Source organism: Nocardia albiluteola, assembly GCF_018860155.1.
Lineage (GTDB): Bacteria > Actinomycetota > Actinomycetes > Mycobacteriales > Mycobacteriaceae > Nocardia > Nocardia albiluteola.
Genome location: NZ_JAHKNI010000002.1, coordinates 429,415 through 447,258 on the forward strand (window position 1 = coordinate 429,415; position 17,844 = coordinate 447,258).

Below are 17,844 nucleotides of genomic sequence, written 5' to 3' on the forward strand. Positions count from 1 at the left end.
GGTCCGGGCCGGTGGAAGGGGTGCTCGCCCCTTGCACCGGCCCGAAATTTCACCCCTCCAACGGGATTCGCATCGTCTCGCCCATCAGGAGCGCGCCCGCATCGTTGAGGTGCATACCGTCCCCGGCATCGAGGTCGGGGCGGATGTAGTCCGGCCGCTCGGGGTCCTCCACGGCGCGGGCCACGTCGAAGACGCCGTCGAAAACATCGGTGCCCCGGAGCCATTCGTTGACCTCGCGGCGCAGGGGGGCGGCGGCTACGGCGTCGCCGCCCGGGTAGATCTTGCCGGCGAAGGGGCCGATCGTGTTGGCGTAGACGGGAAGTCCGGCCGCGTGGGCGCGGCGGGCGAGTTCGGTGAATCCGGCGATCAGGTCGGCGACCGGGAGGGGCTCGCCCAGGCACAGGTCGTTGATGCCGAAATTCACCACCACGTGGGTCGCCCCCGGCACCGCGAGGGCGTCCCGCTCGAAGCGGGCCAGGCCGTGCTCACCAGCCTCGTCCACCAGGATCCGATTGCCGGACAGGCCCTGGTTGACCGCCCAGCCGCGGGGGAGGCGCTCGTTCAGTACGTCGACCGATCGGCGGTTCGCGCCGGGCGTGCCGCCCGCTCCCTCGAACCAGGAATCGCCGAAGGCGACGATGATCGGCTCGCCCGTCGCGGGCACGTCGATACCGGTCACGAAGTACCGCGAACCGAGCTCCTCGACGTCCTCCGGGCTCACCTGCGAGACGGTGTTTCCTGCTGTGACATAGCCGATTTCGTTCGGAACGGGGGAGTAGGTCGCCGGGCCCGTCGGCTCCGGCAGGTACAGGCTCAGCAGCAGATCCGATCCGGCACCGACGCTCAGATCGGCCGCGTCGCTGACGATTTCGGCTCCCGCGGCAATCGTGACCCGCTCGACCCCGCCGAATCGCAGCGCGGTGTCGGTCTCGGCCACGATCTCCGCGCCGTTCTTGCGGACCGCGATGTGGGCGGCCCCGACGACCAGCGGCGCGCGTCCGTAGCGGTTGCTCAGACGCACCCGCAGCCGCTCGCCGCCGCCTGCCAGGTGCAGCACCTGTCGCACGGTCTGGTCGGCGAACTCGCGCGGTTCGGCGAGGCGGAACTCCTCGTACGGACTGACGATGGCGGACCGGAAACCGGCGACCCAGGCGGTGGTGTTGGACATGGAAACCTCCGTTAGTTGACGTGCGGAATATACGAACTTCGTCGCTTCGCAAAGTATTCCGCACGTCAACTATCCGCAACTCAAGTAGTTGGTATCCTGGTCGAATGGACCGCGCAGACCTCTTCGACGACCCCCGCCTCACCCAAATCGGCCTTCTGTTCGAGGCCAGCGGCGGCCTGCGTGCCAAGCTCGAACCGGCGTGGGCGGACAACGGCCTGTCCCTGCCGGACTTCATCGCGCTGATGCGGCTGTCCCGCTCGCCCGGCCAGCGCCTGCGCATGACCGATCTGGCCGCCCAGACCCAGCTGTCCACCAGCGGCGTCACCCGCCTGGTCGACCGGCTCGAGCGCAACGGACTGGCCCGGCGCGAACCCGATCCGAAGGATCGGCGCAGCTTCTCGGTGCTGATCACCGCGGCCGGCGTCACCCGCGTCGCGCGCGTGCTGCCGCCGTATCTGGACGCCATCGACGAGTGGTTCACGACGCGCCTGACCGACGAGCAGCTGCGCGCCCTGAACGAGGGCCTGCGCATCATCCGCGATGCGGTCTTCCCGGAGGGCACCGCACTGACCCCGGACTGATCCGGCGATCCGCGGCCGCGGGCCGATTGAAGGCAACTGCTCAGCAAATCCCCCGTAGACTTATCGCCGCACGAAGTCTTCGACGAGATGTGTTGACGGCGGGAGCGGCACATGACCGATACCGAGCTCGACGCGATACCGAGCCGCGCGCGCTGGTGGGCGCTCGGAGTGCTGGCGCTGGGCCTGTCCATGGTCGTGCTCGACGGCACCATCGTCAGCGTGTCGCTGCCGGTGATCATCGCCGACCTCGGCCTGAATTTCACCCAGGCGCAGTGGATCAACAGCGTGTACGCGGTGGTGCTCGCCGCGCTGCTGATCACCGCCGGGCGCCTCGGGGACCGGCTGGGCCGGCGCACCCTCTTCGCGGCCGGCGTCGTGCTCTTCGTCGCGGGCAGCCTGCTCGCCGCGTCCGCGGAGGCGCCGGGCACGCTGATCTGGGGCCGCATCGTGCAGGGCATCGGCGCCGCGGGCGTGCTGCCGGGCACCCTGTCGACGGTCAACGCCGTCTTCCGCGGCCGGGACCGGGTCATCGCGTTCGCGGTCTGGGGTTCGGTGATCTCCGCGATGGCCGCGCTCGGGCCGCTGATCGGCGGCTGGCTGACCACCTCGTTCACCTGGCCGTGGATCTTCCTGGTGAACGTGCCGATCGGGGTCGTAGTGCTCGCGGGCATCGTGGCGTTCGTGCCGCAGACCCGGATGGCGGGGCACGCGCGCGGCCTGGACGTCGACGGATTCCTGCTCAGCGCGGCGGGTTTCGCGCTGGTGGTGTTCGCGTTGATCGAGGGGCAGACCTACGGATGGGGGCGGCCGTTGCGCTCGTCCGACATCCTCGGGATGCGGTGGTCGACGCGGGCGGCGAGTTCGCCGATTCCGTTGCTGCTGCTGCTCGGGGTGGCGCTGCTGTTCCTGTTCCTGCTGTGGGAGATTCATCGCAAGAATGTGCATCGTTCGGCGCTGCTGGATCTTTCTCTGTTCCGCCTTCCGGCGTTCCGGTGGGGCAACGCGGCTGCCTTCGCGGTCGCGCTCGGGGAATTCGGGCTGCTGTTCACGCTGCCGCTGTTCCTGGTCAACGTGCTCGGGCTGTCGACGCTGCGGGCCGGTCTGGTGCTGGCGGCGATGGGGCTGGGCGCGTTCGTGGCCGGCGGCGCCACCGAGCCGCTGGCGCGCACGATGGGGCCGGTGCGGATCGTGCGGCTGGGCCTGGCGATCGAGACGGTTGCGATCGCCGTGACCGCGCTGTTCGTGACCGACCACGTCTCGCCGTGGCTGCTCGCGCTCCTGCTGGTCTGCTACGGGGTCGGCTTGGGGCTGGCCTCGGCGCAGCTGACCGGGACGGTGCTGGCCGACGTGCCCACCGACGCGTCCGGGGAGGGCTCGGCCATCCAGTCCACGGTCCGTCAGCTCGGTACCGCGATGGGTCTGGCGATCCTCGGTGGGGTGCTGTCCGTGTCGCTTGGGCGCGCGCTGCCGGACCGGCTGTCCGCGGTGCACGGGCTGCCGTCGCACGCTGCGGCGGAGGCCGCGGCCGCGACCCGGGATTCGGCGGGCGGGGCGATCTCGGTGCTACGCGACCACCACGCCAACACCATGGTCGTGGACGCCCTGGCCCGCGGCTTCGCCGACGCCACCCGCGTCACCATGATCGGGGCCGCCCTGTTCCTGCTGCTCGGCTTCTTCGCCGCCACCCGAATTCCCCTGCGCGCCGGGCGGACCGCTGAGAGCGGTGCCGCCGAGAAAGATGGTGCGCCCGCGGGCGGTGAAAGCGCGAGCGCGCCCGAGGCTGCAGATTCGGGAGATGTCAGAGGAGGCAAGCCCGAGGTCGCGGATTCCGGAGACGCCGAGGGAGGCAAGCCCGAGGTCGCGGATCCCTAGCCCGCCAGCGGGACCCCTGCGTCGGTCAGCATGCGGGCGATCAGGTCGCGCGAGTGCGCGAGTTCCGCGGCCGCCGCATCCATGCGATGCATCTCCCCGCGCAGCCGCTCGACCAGCTCCGGACACGGTTCCAGCCGCGGCGAGGCGTCGCGCACGCACGGCAGGGCCTGCCGGATAGCATCGGTGGGCAGCCCCGCCGCCAGCAGCGCCCGGATGCGGCGCACCGTATCGATCGCGGGCTCCTCGTACTCCCGGTAGCCGTTCCCCCCGCGTATCGAGGTGAGCAGACCCTGCTCCTCGTAGTACCGCAGCGACCTGCGGCTGGCCCCGGTCCGCGCGGACAGCTCCCCGATCAGCATGTTCACTCCTAGGGGGATGGTGAGCCGGCGGAGCTTGCGGAGCCGGCGGGGTGGGTAAGGTCGGTGCCCGGTCGCACTTGACCTTGACAGTGGTGTCAAGCCTTACCGTACGCCCATGACACGACACGATGCTGACCGGCGGACCGTCACGAGCGGGCATAGTGAGCGCAGGATCTCCTGTGCAGCACCGGCATTCGGGGGTGAGCTCTGATGGAGACCGGTATTTTCACCGCCGTGACCGACGAGAGCATCGGCCCGGTCGAGTTGGCCCGCGCGGTCGAGGAACGCGGTTTCGAATCGCTGTTCGTGCCCGAGCACACCCACATCCCGGTCCGCGTCGATACGCCCTACCCGGGCGACGGCGAGCTCCCCCGCGACTACTACCGCGTCTGCGACCCGTTCGTCACCCTCGCGCAGGCCGCGGCCGTGACCACGCGGCTGCGGCTGGGCACCGCCGTGACGCTGCTGGTGCAGCGCGATCCGATCGTAACCGCGAAGGAGGTCGCGACGCTGGACGCGGCCTCGGGCGGGCGCCTCGAGCTCGGCCTCGGGGTGGGGTGGCTGCGCGAGGAGATCCGCAATCACGGCACCGAACCGCGCACCCGCGTGGCGCTGCAGCGCGAGCGAATCCTGGCCATGAAGGAGATCTGGACGCGGGACGAGGCCGAATTCCACGGCCGCTTCGTCGATTTCGATCCGATCTACTCCTGGCCCAAGCCTGTGCAACGCCCGCATCCGCCGCTGTGGCTGGGCGGGTGGGGACCCTCGACCCACGAACGCATCCTCGACCACGCCGATGGCTGGCTGGCGCCGACCGGTATCCCGATCGACGAGCTCGGCCGGGGTATCGAGCAACTCACGGAGCTCGCCCACCGCCATGGACGCCCGCCCGTGCCGGTGATCGCGACGGTCTTCGCGCCCGGCCCGGGTGATCTGGACCGCCTGGCCGATCTGGGCGTGCACCGCACGTTGATCGGTTTCGACCCGCTTCGGCGCGAGAACGCTCTGCGCATGCTCGACCAAGCCGCGCAACAGGTTTCGCCGAACCTCGCCGACAGGTGACGTCCGGCGGCTGCGCAAGGGTTCCCTCACCAGTCGATGAGATCAAGGTCGTGCAGCCGCCGGAACACCAGCATCGAGCCCGGCGCGACGTGCGGCATGGCGGCGTACTCGCCGACGGTGAAGTAGCGCAGTTCGGCCACCTCGCTGGTGGGCCGGGGGACACCGGCGAGGTCGGCGGTGAAGCAGGTCATGTGCAGAGCGGTTCCGGGGGCGTGACCGTATGCCTCGCACTCGAATACGCCGAGTTCGGTGTACGTCGCCACGTCGACGCCCAGCTCCTCGCGGACCTCCCGGTGCAGCGCCTGGACCGGAGTCTCGCCCGGATCGATCTTGCCGCCCGCCATGTAGAAGACCTCCTTACCCGTCGAACGCGCCTGCAGCAGACGACGATCGCGGATGTGGGCCAGTGCCGCGGTGCGAATCGTGGTGTCCACCTTCTGGTTCTCCTCGGCTGCCGGGGGTGGGGATTTCAGCGCGGCGTCGGCGGTGCCAACTTCCAGTGCGCGTGCAGGGCATTCGCGATCTCGGGCAGAATCGTGACCGGAATTCGCTTGTGCCGCAGTAGCTTCCGGATCTCGCGGACCTGCTCGCGCTTGCGGTGCTCATAGGCGTTGGACACCGGTCGCACCACCGGCGGAATCGAGAGCAGGACCAGTTCGCCGTGGAGTTCGTCGCCGCCGGTCAGATCCAGCGCCAGCGACCAGCGCGCCCGCTCGTCCAGCGCGAACCGCCCGGCCACCACCCGGCTCCAGGCGATCTCGGACTCGTATAACGGCGTGCGGCGCGAGATCGTGTGGTCGGTGAGCACCACGACGTCGCGGCCGAACAGCAGTGCCAGCACCGCGATGCCGGCTGCCGCTCCGGCGAAGAGCCCGGTGAACACCCGGTTCACCCCGAACCCGGCCACGGTCGCCCCGCACACCAGCGCGGTCGCGAGCACGCCCAGCGTGCCGTAGATCAGTGCCCGCCGCCCGGGGACCACACCCGCACGCACCATCGCCCTGAAGTCCTTCCTGCCGACCTCCTGCACCGTACCGGGGCGTTCGGCGGCGGGGGAGCCCGAGTATCAGGCCGGCAGGGCGACCGCGGCCTCGGCGGTGTAGACCAGGAAGGTCAGGCTCTCCTGGAAGTACAGCCGCACCGACTCCGCATCGTGCGAGAGATAACCGATCGAAAGATCCTGGCCCAGTTGCAGATCGAAGTCGCCCCCGCGCGTGGTCAGCACGAACGCGCCGTCGATCGCCGGCGCCCAGATGATCTCGCCATCCGGAATGAGCCGCTCGATATGGGTGCGGATCGGGTAGCCGTGATCGGAGGTCTCGCTGACCGCGGTGTAGAGATCGGCGCTGAGCAGGACCGAATACGGGCCGTCCACTCCGGCCAGCCGCAGCTTGCTCACCGCCTGCGCGATCGCCTCCGGGGCCGTGCGCGGGTCCGCGGGCCGGGCGACCGGCTCGTGCGAGGACGCGGCCCGGATCCCGGCGATACCGGCGGCCCGGTAGCCCTCGAAGATCGCGCGGTCCTCGGCGAAGGCGATCTTGCGCGCGGCGTCCTTGACCGCCTCCAGGTCGATGTCGCGGGCCCCGCGCTCGGCGTTGTCCAGTTCCTCGCGCGCGAGGGTGAACGGGACCCGCAGCTCGACCAGCGGCGCCACCTGCCGCTGCCGCGCGACGATGCCCTCGTCGGGTGCGTCGATCTCCGCGGTGCGGCCCAGACCCACCGCGGAGAAGTCCGTGCCGTGCGGGCCCGAGACGTCCACGACCCGCCGTCCGGCGATGTGCCGCTTGAAGGTTCGCCGGGCCTCGTCCTCGATCTGCGACCACGCCTCGTCGGTGACCGGGGCGAGTTCACGGTGCAGATTGTTCATGGGTTCAGTCCTTTCGGGATGCCAGCGCGCCGATGCCGAGCGATCCGTCGCCGTCGGCTGCGCGAGCCTGCTCGGGCTCCGTAGTATCCGCACCCGCCGGTTCGGGTAACGCGTCGAAGAATCCGGAGGGCGGGGTGAAGAACAGGGTTCCGGTGACGGCGGTGGAGAAGTCCAGGATGCGGTCGTAGGCGGCCTCGTCGCTGCCCAGGAACATCCGCTCGAGCATGCGCTCGGTGACGTTCGGGGTCGCCGCGTACGCGATGTAGTAGGTGCCGAACTCGCCCTCGCGCACGCTGCCGAAGGGCATGTTGGCGCGCAGGATCTGGCGCTGCGTGCCGTCCGGGTCGTACAGCGTGTTGACCGCCACGTGCGAATTCGCGGGTTTGTCCGCATCGGACAGCTCGTAGTCGCCGAGCTTGGTGCGGCCGATCACCCGCTCCTGCTCGGCCACCGGCAGCGCGTTCCAGGCCTCGAGGTCGTGCAGGTATTTCTGCACGATCACGTAGCTGCCGCCGGCGAAATCGGGGCTCGCCGCACCGATCAGCGCCGTCGAGGCCGCCAGGGCGCCCTCCGGATTCTCCGTGCCGTCGACGAAGCCCAGCAGGTCGCGCTGTTCGAAATAGCGGAATCCCACGGTCTCGTCGACGATCGTCGCCGCACCGCGCAGCCGCTCGCCGATGGTCATAGCCAATTCGAAACAGGCGTCCTGGGATTCGGCCTTGATATGAAACAACAGATCTCCCGGCGTGGCGGGCGCGCGATGCCGGGGGCCGTCGTAGCCGGGGAACTCGTGCAGCTCGGCGGGCCTGGGTCCGGCGAACAACCGGTCCCACGCGGCGGACCCGATGCTGGTCACGCACGTCAGATCCGCGCCGGGCACCCGGAAGCCCACCGATCGGCGCAGCCCCGGCAGCTCGGCAAGCAGATCGCGGACGACCGATTCACCGCCCGCATCGATCGTGGCCACCAGGAACAGTGCCGTGCGGCTGAGCGGATCGAGGATCGGTTGCGGCTCACCCATGATCGACAGCGTACGGGCCGCGGGCGTGGGGTGGCGGGAGGTGAGCGGTCACCTATTTCGCGACGGTCAGCAGGAACGCTACGTCGTCGATGGCGGTGACACTGTGCCGGGCGCTGGGCACGATCAGCAGATCGCCGGGCGAACCCTTCCATTCATTGGCACCGCTGAACAGCGTAAGCGTGCCGCTGAGCACCTGCAGCGTGGCCTCGCCGAGATTCTCGTGCTCGGCCAGGCTCTGCCCGGCGGTCAGCGCGATGACGGTCTGCCGCAGGCTGTGCGTATGGCCGCCGCACAGGGTCTGGGAACTGCGTCCGCTGGTATTGGCCGCGGCCAGCTTGAGTTGCTGGCGGGCCACCGCGGTCAGCGATTTCTTGTCCATGAGCAGCCTTTCACGCATATGCCGTGCGAGTGTTGCCACGGGCCGACTAGTCGTGAGTATGCCCGAGTTCCGGTGTACGAACGGGGCGTTTCGGATTGCAATTCCATGTTCCCACCTCCCCGCGCGGGACCGGGGTCAGGCGCGCGAGTAGCGCAGCCATCGATAGCGCAGCCCGCTGCTCGATTCCCGCCAGGGCACCTCGGCGGCGGTCCATTCGGGGCCGATGGCCGGGGCGAAGGCATCGCCCTCGACCTCGGCATCCACCTCGGTCACCAGTAGTTCGGTGGCGTAATCCATGGCGGCCCGGTAGATTTCGCCGCCGCCCATCACCCAGACCGGTCCCGGACCGGCCAGCGTCAGGGCCTGCTCCAGCGAAGCCGCCCGCTCCGCGCCCGCGGCGGACCAGTCCGGCTGCCGGGTGATCACGATATTGCGCCGATCCGGCAGCGGCCGGAAGCGCACCGGCAGCGAATCCCAGGTGCGCCGCCCCATCAGCACCGGATGGCCGCGGGTGACCCGCTGGAAATACGCCATGTCCTCCGGCACCCGCCACGGAATCGCGTTGTCGCGGCCGATCACCCCGTCCGGGGTCTGCGCCCAGATCAGCCCGACGACTCGCTGCCCCACCGCGCCGTTCTCCGCCACCCCGGTGCCGGATCCGCCCTCGGCCATTCAGACCGCCACCGGGGCCTTGATGGCCGGATGATGCTGGTAACCGAGCACTTCCACGTCCTCGTAGGCGTACTCGAACAGGCTCGGTGCGGGCCGCAGCCGCAGCCGCGGGAACGGGTACGGATCGCGGGTGAGCTGCTCGCGCACCTGATCCACGTGATTGTCGTAGATATGGCAATCGCCGCCGGTCCAGATGAAATCGCCAGGCTCGAGCCCCGTCTGCTGCGCGACCATCGCGGTGAGCAGCGCGTAGCTGGCGATATTGAACGGCACCCCCAGGAACAGGTCGGCGCTGCGCTGGTACAGCTGGCACGAGAGCCTGCCCCGGGCCACATAGAACTGGAAGAACGCGTGGCAGGGGGCCAGGGCCATGCGGTCCAGATCGGCCACGTTCCAGGCGGAGACGATCATCCGCCGCGAATCGGGATTCGACCGCAGGGTCTCGAGGACCTGCGAGATCTGGTCGATATGGGTTCCATCCGGAGATGGCCACGACCGCCACTGCACCCCGTACACCGGGCCCAGTTCGCCGTCGGGCGCGGCCCATTCGTCCCAGATGGTGACGCCGTGCTCGCGCAGCCAGCCCACGTTCGAATCGCCGCGCAGGAACCACAGCAGCTCATAGACGATCGACTTCAGATGCACCCGCTTCGTGGTGATCAGCGGGAAGCTCGCCGCCAGGTCGTAGCGCAGCTGATGGCCGAAGATGCTGCGGGTGCCGGTGCCCGTGCGATCGGATTTCTCGGAGCCCGAATCGAGCACCAGGCACAGCAGATCCTCGTACTGGGTGTCCAGGGCGGGGCGCTTGTCGTCCATGGTTCGCAGCTTACGCACCGGGGCCGACGGGTCCGCAGGCTGCGGCTGGCAAGCTGATCCCTCGTGCGGAAGCTGTACGTGATCGGAATCGGCGCGGGTGATCCCGACCAGGTGACGGTGCAGGCCATCAAGGCCATGCGCCGCGCCGAGGTGTTCTACGTCATCGGCAAGGGGGAGGCCAAGCGCGAGCTCGTCGACGTGCGCACCGCCATCCTCGCCGAACATCTGGACCATCCCTACCGGATCGTGGAGATCGCCGATCCGCCGCGCGAGCGCACCGTCGCCGACGGCGATTACCGCGGTGTCGTGCTGGATTGGCATGATCGCCGCGCCGCGCTGCTGGCCGAGGCGTTCGCGGCCCACGACGGCGTCGGGGCGATCCTGGTGTGGGGCGATCCGTCGCTGTACGACAGCACCCTGCGGATGATCGAGCGGGTCGCCGCGCGCGCCCCGCTGGACTACGAGGTGATTCCCGGGATCACCAGCGCCCAGGCGCTGGCCGCGCGGCATCGCATGGTGCTGCACGAGATCGGCGAGCCGGTGCACATCACCACGGGCCGCCGCCTGCGCGAGGAGGGAATGGCCCCGGATGGGTCCACGCTGGTGATGCTCGACGGTGAGACCTCGTTCACCGGCGTGCCCTGCGACGACGTGCACATCTGGTGGGCGGCCTACCTGGGCATGCCCGACGAGGAGCTGATCGAGGGCCCGCTGCGTGCGGTCGAGGACCGAATCATTCAGCGTCGCACTGAACTTCGTGAAGTCAAGGGGTGGATCATGGACATCTACCTGCTCCGGCGCATCGACCGGGACTACTGATCGGGCTCGGTGGACCGCTCCGGCACGGATCTCCCGGCCGAGCTGCGCCGTTCGGGTGCGCCGCGAGCTTGGACAGCTGCGATAACGTCGCTCGATGTCGTCGCCGAGGGCTTAGAATTACGAGTGGACCGAGCATCGATCTGTCCACGGGCATGAGCCTGTGGACTTTCCTGCGCGGTCACGAATTCGCCAGTAGCGCGACACAGCATATGTGCCTGTTCCGCACATCGGTGGAGGGTGCCGGCCTGACGGTTTATGGCCGTGCCGATAACGAGGAACGACCATGACTATCACCACGAAAGCACCCGCACGCACCCTGCGGGTCTGCCTCGCCGTGGTGGGCGCGCTCGTCGCGCTGCCGATGGGCCTGTCCGTCGCACCCGCGCTGGCCGCGCCGCCGACGGTGACGCCGGTGGACAACGGCTGGCGGGGAGATTGCGACCACTCCGGGCGGTGGGCCTGGGAGCAGGACCGCGGACAACGGCGGTGGAGCGATTGCGACCACGGCCGCGGCCACTGGGAGATGCGCGATCACCGCTGGCAGTGGCACCACGACCGCGGCTACAGCTCGCCGTCTGCCCCCCATAGGTAGCGCCTGACAACCACATTTGTCCACGCTGCGGTGATCCAGGACGTGCGCTGGTTCGAATCTCTCTCGTAGGTACCGACGTCCAACGAAAGAGGTAATCCATGGCAGTGCATCGCCCCACGGCCGCGAGCAAATGGCTACTGCGTACCGGATCGTTGCTGGTCATCGGCGCGATTCCGGTATCGGCCGGATGGTCCCATGCGGCCGTCGCAGTAGCGAATACCCCCGCAGCGCCGGTCGCGGTGAGTCCGCATGCCCCGGCCGCGCCGCGCACACCCGCGACCCGGCCGATGCCCGGCGACGCCCTCGCCCCGATCGACCCCACCACCCTGCATCTGCCCGATCGCGCCGCGCCCGCCGCGCCCGTGCTGCCGATCCAGGCCCCGGCCGGGACGCTGCGGATCGGTTCGGTGGTCGTGCCCCGGCCGGGCATCATCGACGCGCCGACCGGCGATCAGATCAACACCGCATCCGCGAATGCCGAGGCCGGGCTGGCCCAGGGCCTGGACTCCGTCGGATTCGCGCAGTCGCGCTCGGATCGCATCGCGGCGGACACCCTGGGCGGTGCGGCGACCGGCGCGGTGGTGGGCTCCACGCTTGCCAGTCCGCTGGCCGTCACCAGTGCGGTCGTCGGGGCGGTCGCCGGGCTCATCGCCGGGGTGCCGTTCCTGCCGGCGGGGCTGGTCGTCGTCCCGGTGATCGGCGCGGCCATCGGGTACGGGGTGATCGCGGCGCCCGCGGCCGCGGCGGGAGCGGCGGTCGGCGCGGCCGTGGGGGGCGCCCAGGGCATGCTGACCCCGCCGACGGGACCGGACACCGTTCCCGCACCGCGGGCGCACTGATTCGGCACGCAGTCACGGACCGGCCCCCCGAAGGACAATGCCGCCGATATGTCGGTGGGGGCCGGTAGGCTCCGGGCGTGCCCGAATTACCGGAGATCGTGGCGCTCGAGCGGTTTCTCGCCGAGCATGCGGTGGGCGCGGTGGTGGGGCGGGTGGATGTCGCGGCGCTGAGCGTGCTGAAGACGTTCGATCCGCCCATCACCGCGCTGTCCGGGCGCGACGTCACCGGCGCGGGGCACTGGGGTAAACACCTCGGGCTAGAGTGCGATGGCCTGTGGCTGATCACCCATCTCTCCCGGGGTGGCTGGCTGCGCTGGATCGATGAGCCGGGCCGCGCGGCACCCAAACCGGGGAAGGGGCCGCTGGCGCTGCGGGTGCACTTCTTCACCCCCGAGGGGGCGACCCCGGCCTTCGACCTCACCGAGGCGGGCACCAAGAAGCGGCTGGCGGTGTGGATCGTCGAGGATCCGCAGTCGGTGCCCGGCATCGCCCGCCTGGGCCCGGACGCGCTGGAGATCACCCAGGAGCAGTTCGCCGAGCTGCTGGGCGGTACCGCGCAGCGCCTCAAGACGGTCCTGGCGGACCAGTCTGTCATCGCGGGTATCGGCAATGCGTATTCCGACGAAATCCTGCACGCGGCAAAGCTTTCCCCGTTCGCCACCGCAAACAAGCTCGGCGATTCGGAGTCCGCCCGGCTGTACACCGCGATGCGAGCTGTCCTGTCCGACGCGATATCCCGCTCGGTCGGCCAGGAGGCGGCAAAACTCAAGGGCGAGAAGCGATCCGGGCTGCAGGTCCACGCTCGTACCGGGTTGCCCTGTCCGGTCTGCGGCGACATCGTCCGCGAGGTTTCCTACGCGGACAAGTCTTTTCAATACTGCGCAACCTGTCAGACCGGCGGCAAGATTCTGGCCGATCGCCGTATGTCGCGCCTGCTGAAATAGGCGCGGATTTCCATATCCGCCAAGGTGTTCCGGGCTGTGGTACGGTGCGCACTCTCCGCGATCAGGCGGGGGTGCGGACCGCGGCTACCGCCACGGTCGCGTACGGCATGGTGAAGCTGCCGCCCATCGCGTCGATCGCGGCGCCGACACCGGCCTGGAGTTCGGCCAGCCGGTCCGCGGGCAGGCGGGTGAAGCCGCCGGAAGTCGGTAGCTGGTCGAGCCACTCGTCGCGGGTGTAGGTCCGCTCCCAGTCGTACCGCCACTGTTCCGGTTCGGCGAATTGCCCGGTCGTGCGGATGCCCTCGGCGATCTTGTCGAAGATTGCCTGGTACAGCTCCGCCGCCGGCCGGGTCGGCTGGTTGACGAAGGGCGAGTCCGGGACCACCCGCCGGTACACCTCGGTGAGCTGCTCGCCGAGCTCGGGCGGCAGCTGGAAGACGTGGTTGAAGGGCGCCAGCAGCCCGCCGGGTCGCAGCACCCGTGCCGCCTGCGCGGCCCCGGCCACCGGATCCACCCAGTGCCAGGCCGTGCCCGCGACCACCGCGTCGAAGGTGCGGCCCGCCGGATCCCAGTCCTCGAAGGTGGACACCTCGGCCTCGACGCCGGTGCCGCGCGCGAATTCGGCCATCCGCGCGTCGGGTTCGACGCCCAGCACGGTGCATCCGGCCGCCCGGAACTGCCGCGCGGCGATGCCGGTGCCGGAGCCGACGTCCAGCACGTCGCGCCCGGGTGCGGTGCGGACGATTCGTTCGATCAGTTCGGCTGGATACGGCGGCCGGGCGCGGTCGTAGCGGGCGGCGTCGACACCGAAGGATTCGGCCATGGCGCGGGCGCGGTGGGGTGGGAGGGACGACGGCGGCTCGGGCCGTACAGCCGAGGGCTCCGGCGACGGGGATTCGGGCTGTAAAGTGGGCATGCGCCCACTCTAGTGAGCGAGTGGGCGCATGCCCACTATTTCGAGCGAGGTATGAGGTTCGCCCTCAGCGAAAGGATGGTCCGAGTGCCCACGGGAGTGGCCCTGCGCGACGTGCGGGAGCAGCTGTTCGCCGCCGCCGAACGCATCATGCTCCGGGACGGTCCGAACGCGCTGACCAGCCGGGCGGTCACCACGGAGGCAGGCTGCGCGAAAGGCGTTCTGCACAAGCACTTCACGGACTTCGACTCCTTCCTCGCCGAACTCGTGCAGGACCGGATCATTCGTCTGCGCGGTCAGGCCGACGCCCTGCTCGGGTCCGCGGGCACGGGCACGGTCGTCGGCAATCTCGCTGCCGCACTGACCGATCTGTTCGGCTCGGTGGCCGTGTCGATGGTGAGCCTGCTTATCTTTCGTGACGAGCTGCGGGCCCGGCTGCGCTCGGCCCATCCGACCGGCATCCCGCTTCTCAACGAGGCCGGGGCCATGATCGCCGCATATCTGACCGCCGAGCGCGAGCTGGGGCGCATCGCGGCCGACGCCGACATCGACACGCTCGCACCGACATTGCTCGGCGCGGGGCACCTGTCGTACGCCGATCGGTCCGCCGCGCCGCCCGAGCCCGCGGCGGTCCGACGGATGGTCACTACCGTCCTGGCCGGGGTATTGCCGGGCTGAACATCCGGACGACAAGGCCCGGGATCAGTCCCGGACGGCGACCCGAATGCTCTCCCACGCCAGGCGTTTGGACTTCTCCGGATCCACCTCGAGGCGGGCCGGATCATCGATCACCCGGGTGGTGCGGCGCTGTTCGGTGTACTCCGGCCACGACGGCAGCGGCTTGCCGGTGCGCGCGAAAGCCAGCCAGTTGTCCTGGAATTCGCGCTGCACCGCGCGAAAGGCCCGGTGCCCGCCCGCCGCCGTGGTGAGCCGGCCGAATACCGAGTCGACGCCGCCGAATACCGGGATCAGATCCAGGGCGTGGGTGGCGCCGAAGCCGGCCAGCCGGACCGCGCGCGGAGCGTAGTCGTAGCGGTACGCATAGGTGGGCGCGTGGCGGCTGTGCCCCTCCATGACCTCGAGCGAGGGCCGCCAGAAGACCCAGTCTCCGCCGGCGCGCACGGCCGTCTTGGTCGCGGGATATCCGGGATACGCCGCGGCGATGCGGGATTCGGCGCCCTCGGGCAGCACGCGGCGCAGCCGGTCCGGGGTGGTGGGCAGGGTGTCGTCGAAACGCTGGAACAGCGTGGCCTCGTCGCGATTGGTGCCGATGATCAGCGGCAGCGCATGCGCGCTGCCATCGGCAATCGTCTCGATCGGAATCTTCGGCAGGAAGTCGCCGTCGGCCACCGGCGCGGCGTGGAATACCGCCGGATCCTCCCGCGAGGACCGCCCGAGCTGCCTCTCGACCGCCTTGCGGATATCGTTCGCGCTCGCCCGACCCAGCACGCTGGCCGCGTTTTCCGGTGTGGCACCGAGCCTTTCGGCGACGCGGCGGGCGAACGACCGGGCCTGTTCGGCGCTGAGGCCCCAGTCCGCGGGCGGACTCTGGGCGATGCCGCGGTGGAACAGTCCGCCGGCGGCGGGCGTGGCCAGCAGCGCCAGCGTCGCATGCGCGCCCGCCGATTCGCCGAATACCGTGACGTTGTCCGGGTCCCCGCCGAACGCGGAGATATTGCGCTGCACCCACTCCAGCGCCGCAACCTGATCGCGGAGCCCGAGGTTGGAGTCGAAAGGCCGCTCGGGCGTGGAGAATTCGCTGAAATCGACGTAACCGAACGCGCCCAGCCGATAGTTGATCGACACCACGATCACATCGCCGCGCAGCGCCAGGCGCGAGCCGGAGTACAGGCTCAGCGCGGTCGTGCCGATGAGGTACGCGCCGCCGTGGATGAACACCATCACCGGCCGCGGACTGGACGACGGCTCGGCGGGGGCCACGACGTTGAGGGTCAGGCAGTCCTCGCCGGTCGGCTGCGTGCGCCGCGGGCCGATGCGCGCACCCGCGCGGGCCTGCATCGACGCGAGGCCGAACTCGGTGGCCTCGCGGACGCCGGTCCACGGCTCCACCGGCTGCGGGGCGCGGAAGCGCAGTGCTCCGACCGGGGCGGCCGCATACGGAATCGCGCGCCAGCGCGCGAGGCGGCGGCCGCTCAAGCCGCGCACGACTCCCTCGGCGGTGGAAATCTCTACCATCCGCCGATGATAGCCGTTACTGCAGGTAACCCTCGACCTGATTCGCGGTGTTGACCTGGGCATCGTCGGGGCTCACGCCCTGGTCGATGCGGGCCCGGCGCTGCCGCAGCAGGTCCCAGCACTGATCGAGCTGCACCTCGAGGTCGGCCAATTTCGCCCGTTCGGTCTCGGGGTCGAGGTCGCCCGCGGTGGCCTTGGACCGGAGCGTGTGCTCCCGATCCACCAGTTCGGTGATCCGCGCGAGGATGTCGTGATCGGTCATAGCGGCCATGCTACGGGGTAGCTCCGGGTGTGCCGCGCTTCCCGGGACGGGTGGCACGGGTCACCGGTGCGCGGCGAGGTGCCGTCCGGCGACTCGCGCGGCGGCGGCCAGGTCGTCGCGCGGCAGGGCGGCATAGCCGAGCGTGATGCCGAACCCGCGTGGCTCCGCGAGGTGATGCCTGGCCAGGGCGTCGAGCAACACGCCGTCCTTCCGTGCCGCGGCGATCACCTCCGTCTCCGCCCGCGCCGAGGGCAGCGGGGCGACCACATGAGATCCGGCGTCGTCGCCGAGTACCTCAACACCGTTCCGCCGCAGCTCGTCGACGAGAAGTGCACGCCGGGGCGGCATTTCGCGACGAAGGCGCCGCAGGTGGCGGGCGAGATCGCCGTGCCGGGCCAGGTGCGCGACGATCTGCTGGCCCGCCGGGGCCGGACCGGTTCCGGTCGATTCCCGGTGCGCCACAATGGCCCGCGTGATCTCCGGTGCGGCGACCAGCCAGCCGACGCCGAGGCTCGGCGACAGGATCTTCGAGGTGGTCCCCAGGTGTACAACGACATCCGGGGCCAGGCCCGCCAGCAGTGGCAGCGGCGCGGTGTCGTACCGCAGTTCGCCATCGTAATCGTCCTCGACGACGATCGCGCCGATGCGGCGGGCCAGCTCGACCAGCGCGACGCGGCGCGCGGCAGGCATCCGGGCGCCCATCGGAAATTGGTGCGCCGGAGTGCAATACACGGCCCGCGCGTCGGGCGGGATCAGATCGATGCGCAGGCCCTGGGCATCCAGCGGCACCGGAATCACCCGGATGCCCTCGGCCCGGAAAGCGCCCACCGCGCGCTGATATCCGGGCTCCTCCATCGCCACCGCGTCGCCCGGGCGCAACACGGCGGCGGCGAGCTCGCGCACGGCGGCGCTGGTACCCGACGTCGCCAGGACCTCGCCGTTGCCCACGGCGAGTCCGCGGTGTCGCAGGAGGTGCTCGGCAACGACCGCGAGATAGTCGGGTTCGCCCGCCCTGGCCTTGTACGTCAACGGGTTTCGGTCACCCGCCGCCCGCCACGCTCGGCGCCAGGCGGCCCGATCGATGGCCTCCACGCACGGCGTTCCGGGTGCCAGGTCCAGCAGCTGCGCGGCGGGATCCGGATCGCGCGCGAGCGGGCGGCGGCGGTGCGCGGGCACGGGGGAGGCGGTGAGATACGTGCCCGATCCGTGCCGGCCGCTGAGCCAGCCCTCGGCGTGCAGCTGATCGTAGGCGGCGGTGACCACGGTGCGGCTGACCCCGAGCTGGGCCGCCAGGGCGCGCGAGGACGGCAGCCTGTCGCCCCCGCGCAGGCCGCCCGCGGTGGCGGCGGCCCGCAGCCCGTCCGCGACCTGTGCGGCCAGCGGCGTGGGCGACGCGCGATCGACGAGCAGCGGCAGATCCGGCTGACCCATGGAAGTGGTATTCCGATCTCATCGGGAATTGGACATTTAATAATGCCACTC

Annotated in this window: 21 protein-coding genes; 8 read left to right on the plus strand and 13 right to left on the minus strand. The window is 70.2% G+C overall.

The window, feature by feature from the left end; all coding sequences use genetic code 11:
* Positions 1 to 49 precede the first annotated feature (49 nt).
* The gene (locus KO481_RS07750; RefSeq protein ID WP_215916302.1) at positions 50 to 1,168 is read right to left on the minus strand and encodes a GDSL-type esterase/lipase family protein; all 1,119 of its coding nucleotides are present in this window, start codon (positions 1,166 to 1,168) and stop codon (positions 50 to 52) included.
* Between the two features lie 104 nt (positions 1,169 to 1,272).
* Here KO481_RS07750 and KO481_RS07755 point away from each other — a divergent pair, with 104 nt between their 5' ends.
* Positions 1,273 to 1,749 carry a MarR family winged helix-turn-helix transcriptional regulator gene (locus KO481_RS07755; RefSeq protein WP_215916303.1) on the plus strand — a complete coding sequence of 159 codons (477 nt, stop codon included), beginning with the start codon at positions 1,273 to 1,275 and terminating at the stop codon, positions 1,747 to 1,749.
* Positions 1,750 to 1,860: 111 nt separating this feature from the next.
* The gene (locus tag KO481_RS07760; RefSeq protein WP_215916304.1) at positions 1,861 to 3,621 is read left to right on the plus strand and encodes an MFS transporter; all 1,761 of its coding nucleotides are present in this window, start codon (positions 1,861 to 1,863) and stop codon (positions 3,619 to 3,621) included.
* On the opposite strand, the gene KO481_RS07765 is transcribed toward KO481_RS07760, so the two are convergent.
* A complete protein-coding gene (locus KO481_RS07765) occupies positions 3,618 to 3,980 on the minus strand; it encodes a MerR family transcriptional regulator (protein WP_215916305.1) in 363 nt (120 codons plus the stop codon). The two genes, KO481_RS07760 and KO481_RS07765, sit on opposite strands and share 4 nt — an antisense overlap.
* 210 nt (positions 3,981 to 4,190) lie before the next feature.
* On the opposite strand from KO481_RS07765, the gene KO481_RS07770 reads away from it, so the two are divergent.
* Positions 4,191 to 5,042 (plus strand): LLM class F420-dependent oxidoreductase, encoded by an 852-nt coding sequence (locus KO481_RS07770; protein WP_215916306.1) that lies wholly within the window; start codon positions 4,191 to 4,193, stop codon positions 5,040 to 5,042.
* 26 nt (positions 5,043 to 5,068) lie between these two features.
* On the opposite strand, the gene KO481_RS07775 is transcribed toward KO481_RS07770, so the two are convergent.
* The 7 genes from KO481_RS07775 to KO481_RS07805 form a co-directional block, all read right to left on the minus strand.
* Positions 5,069 to 5,476, minus strand: coding sequence for an NUDIX hydrolase (locus KO481_RS07775; RefSeq protein ID WP_215916307.1), 408 nt, complete (start codon positions 5,474 to 5,476; stop codon positions 5,069 to 5,071).
* Positions 5,477 to 5,511: 35 nt separating this feature from the next.
* Complete coding sequence (locus KO481_RS07780) at positions 5,512 to 6,039, minus strand: hypothetical protein (protein WP_215916308.1); 528 nt, start codon at positions 6,037 to 6,039, stop codon at positions 5,512 to 5,514.
* Between the two features lie 69 nt (positions 6,040 to 6,108).
* Entirely contained in the window at positions 6,109 to 6,909 is an 801-nt protein-coding gene (locus KO481_RS07785) for a family 1 encapsulin nanocompartment shell protein (protein ID WP_215916309.1), read from the minus strand.
* 4 nt (positions 6,910 to 6,913) lie between these two features.
* On the minus strand, positions 6,914 to 7,930 hold the full coding sequence (locus tag KO481_RS07790) for a Dyp-type peroxidase (RefSeq protein WP_215916310.1): 1,017 nt from the start codon (positions 7,928 to 7,930) through the stop codon (positions 6,914 to 6,916).
* A gap of 52 nt (positions 7,931 to 7,982) precedes the next feature.
* Positions 7,983 to 8,309 carry a cupin domain-containing protein gene (locus tag KO481_RS07795; RefSeq protein WP_215916674.1) on the minus strand — a complete coding sequence of 109 codons (327 nt, stop codon included), beginning with the start codon at positions 8,307 to 8,309 and terminating at the stop codon, positions 7,983 to 7,985.
* 135 nt (positions 8,310 to 8,444) lie between these two features.
* On the minus strand, positions 8,445 to 8,981 hold the full coding sequence (locus tag KO481_RS07800; RefSeq protein ID WP_215916311.1) for a dihydrofolate reductase: 537 nt from the start codon (positions 8,979 to 8,981) through the stop codon (positions 8,445 to 8,447).
* The gene (locus KO481_RS07805; RefSeq protein ID WP_215916312.1) at positions 8,982 to 9,797 is read right to left on the minus strand and encodes a thymidylate synthase; all 816 of its coding nucleotides are present in this window, start codon (positions 9,795 to 9,797) and stop codon (positions 8,982 to 8,984) included. It abuts the gene before it with no gap.
* Between the two features lie 63 nt (positions 9,798 to 9,860).
* On the opposite strand from KO481_RS07805, the gene cobF reads away from it, so the two are divergent.
* The 4 genes from cobF to KO481_RS07825 all read left to right on the plus strand — a co-directional run bounded on the left by cobF (position 9,861) and on the right by KO481_RS07825 (position 12,991).
* Positions 9,861 to 10,616: a precorrin-6A synthase (deacetylating) gene (gene cobF, locus KO481_RS07810; protein WP_215916313.1), complete on the plus strand. Its 756-nt coding sequence runs from the start codon at positions 9,861 to 9,863 to the stop codon at positions 10,614 to 10,616.
* Positions 10,617 to 10,899: 283 nt separating this feature from the next.
* On the plus strand, positions 10,900 to 11,208 hold the full coding sequence (locus KO481_RS07815) for a hypothetical protein (RefSeq protein WP_215916314.1): 309 nt from the start codon (positions 10,900 to 10,902) through the stop codon (positions 11,206 to 11,208).
* Positions 11,209 to 11,306: 98 nt separating this feature from the next.
* Positions 11,307 to 12,047: a hypothetical protein gene (locus tag KO481_RS07820; protein WP_215916315.1), complete on the plus strand. Its 741-nt coding sequence runs from the start codon at positions 11,307 to 11,309 to the stop codon at positions 12,045 to 12,047.
* 77 nt (positions 12,048 to 12,124) lie between these two features.
* Entirely contained in the window at positions 12,125 to 12,991 is an 867-nt protein-coding gene (locus tag KO481_RS07825; protein ID WP_215916316.1) for an Fpg/Nei family DNA glycosylase, read from the plus strand.
* 61 nt (positions 12,992 to 13,052) lie between these two features.
* On the opposite strand, the gene KO481_RS07830 is transcribed toward KO481_RS07825, so the two are convergent.
* On the minus strand, positions 13,053 to 13,907 hold the full coding sequence (locus tag KO481_RS07830; protein WP_215916317.1) for a class I SAM-dependent methyltransferase: 855 nt from the start codon (positions 13,905 to 13,907) through the stop codon (positions 13,053 to 13,055).
* A gap of 75 nt (positions 13,908 to 13,982) precedes the next feature.
* Here KO481_RS07830 and KO481_RS07835 point away from each other — a divergent pair, with 75 nt between their 5' ends.
* Positions 13,983 to 14,582: a TetR/AcrR family transcriptional regulator gene (locus KO481_RS07835; RefSeq protein WP_215916675.1), complete on the plus strand. Its 600-nt coding sequence runs from the start codon at positions 13,983 to 13,985 to the stop codon at positions 14,580 to 14,582.
* A 24-nt stretch (positions 14,583 to 14,606) separates the two neighbouring features.
* Here KO481_RS07835 and KO481_RS07840 read toward each other — a convergent pair whose 3' ends face one another.
* From KO481_RS07840 to pdxR, 3 genes are read right to left on the minus strand one after another with little or no spacing between them, the layout of a single operon-like run.
* Positions 14,607 to 16,100: a carboxylesterase/lipase family protein gene (locus tag KO481_RS07840; protein ID WP_215916318.1), complete on the minus strand. Its 1,494-nt coding sequence runs from the start codon at positions 16,098 to 16,100 to the stop codon at positions 14,607 to 14,609.
* 16 nt (positions 16,101 to 16,116) lie between these two features.
* Positions 16,117 to 16,362, minus strand: coding sequence for a DUF2630 family protein (locus KO481_RS07845; protein WP_215916319.1), 246 nt, complete (start codon positions 16,360 to 16,362; stop codon positions 16,117 to 16,119).
* A 60-nt stretch (positions 16,363 to 16,422) separates the two neighbouring features.
* Positions 16,423 to 17,793, minus strand: a complete 1,371-nt coding sequence (pdxR, locus tag KO481_RS07850) for a MocR-like pyridoxine biosynthesis transcription factor PdxR (RefSeq protein ID WP_215916320.1) — start codon at positions 17,791 to 17,793, stop codon at positions 16,423 to 16,425.
* Positions 17,794 to 17,844 lie beyond the last annotated feature (51 nt).